This window comes from Streptomyces hygroscopicus subsp. hygroscopicus (genome assembly GCF_001553455.1).
Classification (GTDB): domain Bacteria; phylum Actinomycetota; class Actinomycetes; order Streptomycetales; family Streptomycetaceae; genus Streptomyces; species Streptomyces hygroscopicus.
The window spans coordinates 1-9,727 of sequence record NZ_BBOX01000297.1; the positions used below are offsets into that span (position 1 = coordinate 1).

The 9,727-nt window shown below is 75.2% G+C and carries 6 protein-coding genes; 4 read left to right on the top strand and 2 right to left on the bottom strand.

Annotated features, from left to right (window positions below):
* Positions 1-44 precede the first annotated feature (44 nt).
* On the bottom strand, positions 45-1,148 hold the full coding sequence (locus AXW62_RS27800; protein ID WP_030829456.1) for an aminoglycoside phosphotransferase family protein: 1,104 nt from the start codon (positions 1,146-1,148) through the stop codon (positions 45-47).
* Between the two features lie 247 nt (positions 1,149-1,395).
* On the opposite strand from AXW62_RS27800, the gene AXW62_RS27805 reads away from it, so the two are divergent.
* On the top strand, positions 1,396-2,901 hold the full coding sequence (locus tag AXW62_RS27805) for a DNA-binding protein NsdB (RefSeq protein ID WP_060946935.1): 1,506 nt from the start codon (positions 1,396-1,398) through the stop codon (positions 2,899-2,901).
* Between the two features lie 206 nt (positions 2,902-3,107).
* Here AXW62_RS27805 and AXW62_RS27810 read toward each other — a convergent pair whose 3' ends face one another.
* The gene (locus AXW62_RS27810; RefSeq protein WP_060946936.1) at positions 3,108-4,664 is read right to left on the bottom strand and encodes a PP2C family protein-serine/threonine phosphatase; all 1,557 of its coding nucleotides are present in this window, start codon (positions 4,662-4,664) and stop codon (positions 3,108-3,110) included.
* Between the two features lie 314 nt (positions 4,665-4,978).
* Here AXW62_RS27810 and AXW62_RS27815 point away from each other — a divergent pair, with 314 nt between their 5' ends.
* From AXW62_RS27815 to AXW62_RS27825, 3 genes are all read left to right on the top strand, one after another.
* Positions 4,979-6,403, top strand: a complete 1,425-nt coding sequence (locus AXW62_RS27815; protein ID WP_060946937.1) for a hypothetical protein — start codon at positions 4,979-4,981, stop codon at positions 6,401-6,403.
* An 864-nt stretch (positions 6,404-7,267) separates the two neighbouring features.
* Positions 7,268-8,437, top strand: coding sequence for a glycosyltransferase family 4 protein (locus AXW62_RS27820; protein WP_060946938.1), 1,170 nt, complete (start codon positions 7,268-7,270; stop codon positions 8,435-8,437).
* 154 nt (positions 8,438-8,591) lie between these two features.
* The coding region (locus tag AXW62_RS27825) for a glycosyltransferase (protein ID WP_060946939.1) at positions 8,592-9,727 on the top strand (1,136 nt) is incomplete at its 3' end.

Here is a 9,727-nt window from a genome sequence, read left to right on the forward strand (position 1 = left end):
GGTCCAGACCGGTGACGCGCTCCTCGGGCCGCTGCCCCGCCTCCTCAGCGGGTGCCGACCGCCGCCCGCACCGCGCGGCGGGCCAGCCCGCAGTCGTCGTGCAGCCGGCGCAGCAGCAGCCGCTGCTCCTCACCGGCCGGGACGGCACCCGGCACCACCGGGGCCGGATCGTGCATGGTGCGCTGCACCGCGGTCTCGTACCGGCGGATCTCCCGTGTCAGCACCAGCATCAGATTCACCAGGAAGGAGTCCCGCGCGGCCGGGCCCGCGGCCTGCGCCAACTGGCTGATCTGGCGCCGGGTGACGGGCGCGTCGCCCAGCACCGTCCACAGCGTGGCCAGGTCATAGCCGGGCAGATACCAGCCCGCGTGGTCCCAGTCCAGGAGCACCGGGCCCGCGGGGGACAGCAGGACATTGCTCAACAGGGCGTCGCCGTGGCAGAACTGCGCCGGGGCCTGCCGCCCCGGGCCGTGCGAAACACCGCGCAGCAGCTTCCGCAGATCGCCCATGTCCCGGTCGGTCAGCAGCCCGAGCTCGTGGTAGCGGGCCAGCCGGAGGGCGTAGTCGATGGGGGCGTCGAACATCCCGGCGGGCGGCCGCCACTGGTTGACGCGGCGGACCGCGCCCAGCACCACGCCCAGATCGGCGCGCGGCGGGGGCTCGGTGGGGTGGCGCTGCGCGGCCGCGATCCGCCCGGGCACCCGCTCGATGACCAGCGCGCAGTTGTCCGGGTCGGCGGCGATCAGCCGGGGCACCCGCACCGGCGGGCGGTGGCGGACGAACGCCCGGTACATCGCTATTTCCCGGCGGAACCGCTCGGCCCATGCCGGGGAGTGGTCCAGCAGGCATTTGGCCACCGCGCTGCCGCGCCCCGTCGTGCCGGCCAGGAGCACGGACCGTCCGCTGCGCCGCAGCACCTGCACCGGGTTGAACTCCGGGCAGATCCGGTGGACCGAGGTGATCGCGGTGCGCAGCTGCGCACCCTGGGGACCGGACAAGTCGAGTCTCCCGCGGGGCGGCACGGGGCCGAGGGCGGCGGTCCGCGGGGCCCGGCCGCCAGGGGCGGGATCGAGGTACGGCCCAGTGCCGGGCAGCTGCCGCCGGTACGGCCGGGGCGGGGCGGACACGGAGGACGACGCTGCGTACATGGGCGAGACAGATCCCTTCGTGTGCCGACGAATTGCGTACGCACCCGGCCCCGGGGGCGGGGCCGCACCCTGGGGAATGCGGTCGGTTCAGCTCGAGCCGCCACCGGGCCGGGTAACGCGCTCCTACATCACACCCCCGTGCGGGTGGCACACCATCTGGCGCACCCTGGCGAACCCTGGCGAATAGTCGCACGGCTCGTGACGGGGCCGTTACTGTCAAGTCAGCCGAGGAACCTGGGGGCTTGACGTGACGAGGGAACCCAACACCCGTCTTGCGGACCTGTTCGGCCTCGCCGGCTGGTCCAAGGGGGAACTCGCGAGGCTCGTGAACCGGAAGGCGGCGGCCATGGGCCATCCGCAGCTGGCGACCGACACCTCGCGGGTGCGGCGTTGGATCGACACCGGCGAGACGCCGCGCGATCCCGTGCCCAAGGTGCTGGCGGCCCTGTTCACCGAGCGCCTCGGTCGAGTCGTGACCACTGAGGATCTCGGGTTCGGACGAGGGGGGCGCGCGGGAAAGGGGCAGCGCGCCGACGGGCTGTTCTGGCCGCCCGAGTCCACGGCCGAGGTCCTCACCGAATTCACGGGAATGGACCTTATGTTCAACCGACGCGGCTTGGTGGGTGCGGGCGCCGCGCTCGCCGCAGGATCCGCCATCACCGGTGCCATGAGCGACTGGCTGCTCTCCGACCCCACCCTCGCCACCGACGCGCCCCGTACCGACAACCCCCTGTCCGCCGAGCCCGTGGGCTTCGACCGCTACGAGGCCGCCCCCGTGGGCTCCCAGGAGATCGACGCCCTGGAGACATCGGTCGAGGTCTTCCGCGCCTGGGACGCCGCCCGCGGCGGCGGGCTCCAGCGCAAGGCCGTGGTCGGCCAGCTCAACGAGGTGGGCGGCATGCTCGCCTACCGCCACCCCGAGCATCTGCAGCACAGACTGTGGGGGGTGGCGGCCAATCTGGCGGTGCTCGCCGGCTGGATGTCCCATGACGTCGGCCTGGAGCCCACCGCCCAGAAGTACTTCGTCATCGCCGCGCACGCGGCCCGCGAGGGCGGCGACCGGCCCCGGGCGAGCGAGGCGCTCTCCCGGGCCGCCCGGCAGATGGTGCACCTGGGCCGCCCGGAGGACGCGCTGGAGCTGATGAGACTGGCCGCGTCCGGTGCGGGCGAGGAGGCGCTGCCGCGCACCCGGGCCATGTTCTGCACCATCGAGGCGTGGGCGCAGGCGTCGATGGGCAACGGCCCGGCGGTGCGCCGGGCGCTGGGCGAGGCGGAGGAGCTGTTCGTCGCGGACGAGGACGGCAGGCCCGTGCCGAGCTGGATGCAGTTGTTCAACGAGGCCGATCTGCACGGGATGCAGGGGCTGGTCTACCGCACCCTCGCCGAGCACGAGCCGGGGGCGGCGGCCATCGCCCAGACCCATGCCCAGGAGGCGCTGCGGATGCGGGAGGGCGGGCGCCAGCGGTCCCAGATCTTCGACCACATCTCCATCGCCTCGGCCTGTTTCATCGGCGGCGACCCGGAGCAGGCCGACCACCATGCCCGGCTGGCGCTGCGGACGATCGAGCAGAACTCCTCGCACCGCACCTGGGACCGGCTGCGTGAGATGTACCGGCTCACCGGGCGATACACCACCTCGGCCGCCATCCGGGAGCTGCGGGAGGAGATCCAGCAGGCGCTGCCGAAGGGGGCGGGGAAGGGCGCCGCGGGGTTGAAAGGTTCCGGCTCCATCGCCAGGAGCGCGGCCGTCTAGTGCCGCGTCAGTCACGGTGTGCCCGGTAGCGAGGCGTCCCGGCGCGTGCGGTCGCAAGGCGGCCGGAAGCCCTCGTCGTGGGCCTGATCGGGTTCTGGGCCCACGCGGCGAGCGTATGTGCCAGGGCGCCCCCGAGCGCGGGGCGGGCCGTGGCTGATGCGGCACCAGGTGTGCTGTCCCGGGTTGTTGGTGACGGGCGAGCCGGTTCACGCACCGGTTCCGGCGACCCTGGCGATCAGCACACAGGCGTCGCTCTCGCGCGGCTCGTCGCCGAACGCCTCGGCCACGATCCGGACGCACTCCTGCGGGGAGCGGGCGGCGGTCAGCCGTGGCGCGAGCGTGAGCAGCCGCTCGGTGGCGCCCTCGGCCTCCCGGGCGAGCCGGCCGGTGTGCAGCACCAGCAGATCGCCCGGCTCCAGCCGCTCCTCTGCCTGGGCGTACGCGGCGCCCGCCGTGGCGCCGAGCAGTACGCCGGCGGGCGAGCGCAGCGGGCGCCCCGTCCCCTGACGGAAGAGCAGCGGGGCGGGGTGCCCGGCCTGTGCCCACACCAGGGTGCGGGTGCGCGGGTCGTACTGTCCGCAGACGGCGCCGACCAGCGAGGGCTGGGCGGAGACGGCCAGCAGCTGGTTGAGCCGCCCCATCAGCGAGCCCGGCTCGATCCCCGCCACCGCCATGCCGCGCACCGCGCCCAGCAGCATGGCCATGCCGCAGGTCGCGGCCACACCATGGCCGGTGAGCCCGCCGACGCTCAGCAGGGTCCGCCCGTCGGGTAGTTCGAGCGCGTCGTACCATTCACCGCCGATCCGGTCGCCGGACTCCGAGGGGAGGCAGTGGGCGGCGAGGTCGAGGGCGGCGCCGCCGGCCGCCGGGCCGGCGCCGGGGAAGCCGTCACCGCTCGGCAGCCGGAGGGAGCCGCGCCAGGGCGGCAGCACGGCCTCCCGCGCCTCCACCGCCAGCCGGCGCTCGGTCCGCGCGATCCGCTGCTGGTGCCGCAGCGTGTCCCGGCTCTCGCGCACCGCCCGTTCGCTCCGGCGCAGCTCGCTGACGTCCCGGAGGACGGCCCACATGGAGGCAGTGCCGCCGTCGTCGTCGAGCACCGGCTCGCCCGCCATATGGATGGTGCGCACCACCTCGTCCGCGCGCACGACGCGGAACTCCCCGTCGATCGGCTTTCCGTCCACGAGGCAGTCGGTGACCATTCCGGTCAGGATCGGCTGATCCTCGGCGAAGACCCAGGAGGGCAGCTCGTCGAGGGTGAGCCCGCCGTCCCCGGGGTCGCGGCCGAAGATCCGGAAGAGCTCGTCGGACCAGGTCACCTCGTCGGTGAGCAGGTTCCACTCGGCGCTGCCGACCCGGCTGAGCAGCGAACCGCGGCCGGTGCGGGCGCCGCCCGTGGCCTCGACTCCACCGGCGGCGCGGCCCGCGGCCCCGCTGCCGGCCGCGGCCCCGGCCGCCGTCCCGGCTTCGGGCGCCGTCCCGGCTCTGGAGGTTTCCGCGTCCGTCTCGGGGTGATCGGCGGGCAGCCCCTCGCGCAGCTCGCCCAGATGGCGGCCGAGATCGTCCAGCTGGTGGACGGCGAGCTCGCACAGCGCCCGCTGCCAGCGCAGCCGCGCGTCGTCCGCACCGCCCGGGTCCGCCGCCGTGTCGCGGCGGACCGCGTCGAGCCCGCCGCGGAGCCGCCGGGTCTGCGAGATGAGGGAGTCCACCGTGTCACGCTGGGGAGACGATACGGCGGGATGGTCCGCGGAGCGGGGGGACGGCATGACGTTCTCCGAAAGGGGCGCGGCGCGGCCGGGTCGTGCGGGGAGGGACCGGTTACGACTCTTGCACAGGGCGCGATATCCCGTAAGCGGTTTGGCGATACCCGATCCGGTGGTGCCTTTGGCGTATGCCAGTGGCCTTCCGGGGGAGCGTGGGACCGGAGTCGGCGGAAGACAAGATTCCGGGTAGGCTGCGGCGCTCGGGAATCCCTCAGTCCCACGCCGTTCATCAGGCATACGGCGGCAGGACATCGGCAAGAATGCCGATCGACGGAAATCCCGTTGCCAGCGAACCTCCCGCACCGGATGCTGACCTCATGTTCGATCCAGACATAGCGCCCAGCGGCACCCTGCTCGGCCTCCTCCAGCGAGGCCGCGGCGACGGGACCCTGCATGCCCTCGCCGCGCCGCGGGCCGAGGCGCTCGCGGCACTGCACCACTGTGTGCTGCGCGACCCCCGCCGTGACTGGCAGGTCGAGAACCGTTCGCTGTACTACGCCAGGCTCTGCCTGGACCTCGACGCCGGGCTCGACGAAATCGAACAGCATCTGTTCCACCCCGACGACCTGATCAACGACGACGAGGCGCGCACCGGGCTCGCCCTCTCCGTCCTCGGCCACCTCGCCGCTTACGGCCGGGCCGACGCCCTGCGGCTGCTGCGCCGCTACGCCGCGGCGGGCAGCAACTGGGAATGGGCCCTCGACGAGCTGGCCCTGCGCGACGACGACACCGGGCTGCGCGGCCTCGCCCCCGCGATCCTCGCCCACTTCCCCGAGACCCCCGACGGCGACGCCGCACTGGCCACCGTCGTCCGCGGCGCCTATGAACCCCGGCCCTGGCGGCTGTGGGCCGACCATCCGCGCCACGGGCCGCGGGTGCGCGCCGCGGCGGAACGGGGCGCCTTCGACCGCTGGCAGCGCCAGCTGCGCCCCTCGGGGCCGCGGCCCGGCTGGAGCGTCCGCGACATCCTGGCCTGGGCCCAGCGGGAACACGAGCTGAAGCCGGACGCCCGCCGCCCCGACGCGGCGGCCCGCTGCCTGGCCGCCGTCGCGGGGCCCGAGGACCGGCCCGAACTCCTCACTGCCGCCGCGTCGGCCCCCGGCGCCGCCCGCGCCGCGGCGCTGCGGCACCTCGCGGAGACCGGCGACCCCGAGGTGCTCGACCTGATCGAGACGGCCGTGACCGAGCCGGACGCCTCGGAGCTGGTCTCCCAGGCCGCCCTCTCCGCCTTCGAACGGATGCGCGGCATTTCCGCCCTCGACCGGGCCCGCGTCTGGGCCCACCGCCCCGACGCCCTCGGCGACGCGGCCGCCGCGATGCTCGCCTGCCGCGGCGGGCAGTACGACAGCCAGCTGGTGCTGGCCGCCCTTCGCCGGACGGTCCGGGCCGAGGGCCCGGACGCACAGACGCTGTGGACCCTCGTCGATGGCGCCGGGCGCCTGACGATCTCCTGCGCCGCGCCCGTACTGCGCCACATCTACCGGGAGACGGCCTCCTCCCACCTCCGCGGCCGCGCCGCCCGCGCGCTCGCCGCCACCGATCCGTCCTTCGGGGCGGGGTTCGCGGTCGAATGCCTCTGGGACTGCGAGGAGAGCACCCGCGAGCTCGCCGCCCGGCACGCCGCCACCGCCGACGCCCGCGTCGTCGAACAACTCCGCCGGCTGGCCGCCGACCCGGCGGAGGAGGCCGAGGTCCAGACGGCGGTCCGCAGCCGTATCGGCCCCGAGGCCCCGGGCTTCTGACTCTGACTCGCCGAACCCGCTCTGGCGCGCGGCAGTGGCAGTGGGCGGCGGGCAGCGGAGGCATCGGGCGGCGGAGGCGTTGCCCGGCGGGGCATTGGGCGGCGGAGGCGTTGCGCGGCGGGGCATTGGGCACAGTGGACGCATTGGGCGGCGGACCGGGGCGGGTGGCCCCGTAAGGGAAGCGTGGGCACCTGGAGAGGGTAGGGCGGCCGGAGAAGGCGGGGCACCCGGAGAGAGCGGGCCACCCGGAGGGCGGGGCGGTCCGAGTGGATGGGCCCCGGAGAGGGCGGGGCGGCCGGAGAAGGTGGGGCGATCCGAGGGGATGGGCCACCTGGAGGGCGGGGTGGCCCGAGAGGTGGGGCCTGGAGAGGGCAGGGTGGCCCGAGAAGGTGCGGCACCCGGAGAACGGTGCGGCCCGAGAAGGTGGGCACCCGGAGAGGGCAGGGCGGCCGGAGGGCGGGGGTCCGAGGGGGGACGGGCCACCCGGAGGGCGGGGTGACCCGAGAGGTAGGGCCCCGGAGAGGGCGGGGCGGCCCGACACGGTGAGGCCCCCGAGAGGGCAGGGCGGTCCGAGAGGGCAGGGACCCCGGAGATGACCCCGCGCTCGGCGGAGGCTCCTCCCCGGCGGGGTGAGGGCGTTGTCACCCTACGTATCTCCACCTCACCCGAACGGGGCGAATAGGCGGCGATATTTTTACGCCCAGTGACCGATCGCGGATTCGGAGGGGTTCGTACCGGTTCGGCGGACCTCGTGGGGGCCGGGGACGGGATCCGGACAGCGCGAGGGCCAACGCTCATGGGACGTTCCACGGCGCGAAACGTGCTCGATGCCGGGGCCACCCTTCGTACGCCGACAACACCGGTATGCGTGTCGCCATCGTGACCGAATCCTTCCCGCCCGACATCAACGGCGTTGCCCATTGCACGCTGCAGACCGCCGACCACCTCCACCGCCGTGGCCATCAGCCCCTGGTCATCGCCCCCGCCGGTCCCCCCGGAGGCCCACCGCCCGCCATGGCCGACGGGAGGCCACCCGAGAGCCAAGGGGAACTCGACCGGTCGCATCCGTACCCCGTCGTCCGCATTCCGTCCCTCCCGCTGCCCGGCTATCCGCAGGTGCGGGTCGCGCTGCCCAGTCGGCGGCTCGCGGCCGCGATCACCTCCCACCACAGCGACGTCGTCCACCTCGCCAGCCCCTTCGTCCTGGGAGCGCGCGGGATGACGGCCGCGCTCCGGCTGCGCATACCGGCGGTGGCCGTCTACCAGACCGACCTGGGCGCCTATGCCCGTACGTACCTGGGCGCGGGCGAGAACGCGGCCTGGCGGCGTATCCGCGCCGTGCACACCGCCGCCGACCGCACCCTCGCGCCCTCCACCGCCGCCGCCCGCGACCTGGACGAACACGGTGTGCCGCGGATCCGGCTGTGGCCGCGCGGGGTCGACACCGAGCGCTTCCACCCGTCGCGCCGCGACCCGGAGCTGCGCCGCTCCCTCGCCCCCGGCGGTGAGCTGATCGTCGGATACATCGGCCGCCTCGCCCCGGAGAAGAGCGTCGAACTGCTCGCGCCGCTGAGTGAGCTCCCCGGCGTCCAGGTGGTCGTGGTCGGGGACGGGCCGAGCGAGCCCGCGCTGCGGGCGGCCATGCCCAGGGCCCGTTTCCTCGGCCGCCGCACCGGCGAGGACCTGGCCCGCCTCTTCGCCTCACTGGACGTCTTCGCCCACACCGGGCCCCAGGAGACCTTCTGCCAGACGGTGCAGGAGGCGCAGGCCAGCGGCGTCCCGGTGATAGCGCCCGCGGCGGGCGGCCCGCTCGACCTCGTCGACCACGGACGTACCGGGCTGCTGGTGCCGCCCGGGGACGCGGCCGGGGTGAGCGACGCCGTAACCCTGCTCGCGGCCGACGCGAGGCGGCGCGCGGCGCTGGGCCGGGCAGGCCGGGAGGCGGTCGAGGGCCGCACCTGGGAGGCGATCGGCGACCAGTTGATCGACCACTACGCCGAGGTGCTGGCGGTCCGTACGGCGGTCGCGGCATGAGCGCCGCCGTACGCGCGGACGCCGGGCGGTGCCCGGAGCCGATGCCCGCGCCGGTGCGCCGTGCGGGCGCGGGAGCGGAGGAAGAGGGCACGTGCCGCGCCGCGTGCGCGGCCGAGCAGGGCGCCGCATGAGCTTCGTGGGAGGAGAGCAGAGCATGAGCGAGGACCCAGGGCTGCGCATCGTCCGGCTCGCCAACTTCGTCACCCCCGCCTCCGGCGGCCTCCGCACCGCGCTGCGCGAGCTGGGGGCCGGTTATCAGGCAGCCGGGCACGAGGCCGTTCTGGTGGTGCCGGGGGAGCGGACCTCGGACGAGCACACCCGTCAGGGGCGGGTGATCACGCTGCCCGGCCCGACCGTCCCCGGCACCGGCGGCTATCGCGTCCTGACCGACCGGCGGCGGCTCGTCCGGCTGCTCGACGGACTGGCACCGGACCGGCTCGAGGTGTCGGACCGCACGACCCTGCGCTGGACGGGGGAGTGGGCGCGGCGCGCCCGGGTACCGGCCGTGATGGTCTCCCACGAGAGCGCGGACGCCGTGCTGCGCACCTGGGGGGTGCCGGGCGCGTTCGCCCGGGGCGCCGCGGACCGGCTCAACCTGCGCACCGCACGGGCGTACTCGCGGATCGTCTGCACCACCGAGTGGGCGGCGCGCGAGTTTGTACGGATCGGCGCGCGGAATGTCGTACGCGCCCCTCTGGGCGTGGACCTGGACCACTTCCACCCCTCCCACCACGACGGTGCGCTGCGCGACCACCACCGCGGCGAGGCCGCCGTTCTCCTCGCCATGTGCTCGCGGCTCTCGCCGGAGAAGCGGCCGGGCCGGGCGCTCGACGCGCTCGCCGAGCTGCGGCGGCGGGGCGTCTCCGCGGCGCTCGTGGTCGCGGGGGACGGTCCGCTGCGGCCGCGCCTGGAGGCCCGCGCCCGCACCGAGGGGCTTCCGGCGGCCTTCCTCGGCCATGTGGCGGACCGGGCTGGGCTCGCCGCCCTCCAGGCGAGCGCCGATGTCGTGCTGGCGCCGGGTCCGGCGGAGACCTTCGGGCTCGCGGCGCTGGAGGCGCTGGCGTGTGGTTCCCCCGTCGTCGTCAGCGCGCTCTCCGCGCTGCCGGACATCGTCGGCCCGGCGGGCGAGACCGCCGCCGACAGCGGACCGGCCTTCGCGGACGCCGTCGAGCGCGTCCTCGCCCGCCCGGAGTCCCGCCGCCGCGCGGCGGCCCGGGCACGGGCCGAGCGCTACGGCTGGCCCGCGGCCGTCGCCTCCTTCCTGGCGGCCCATGACGCGTCCACCGAGGG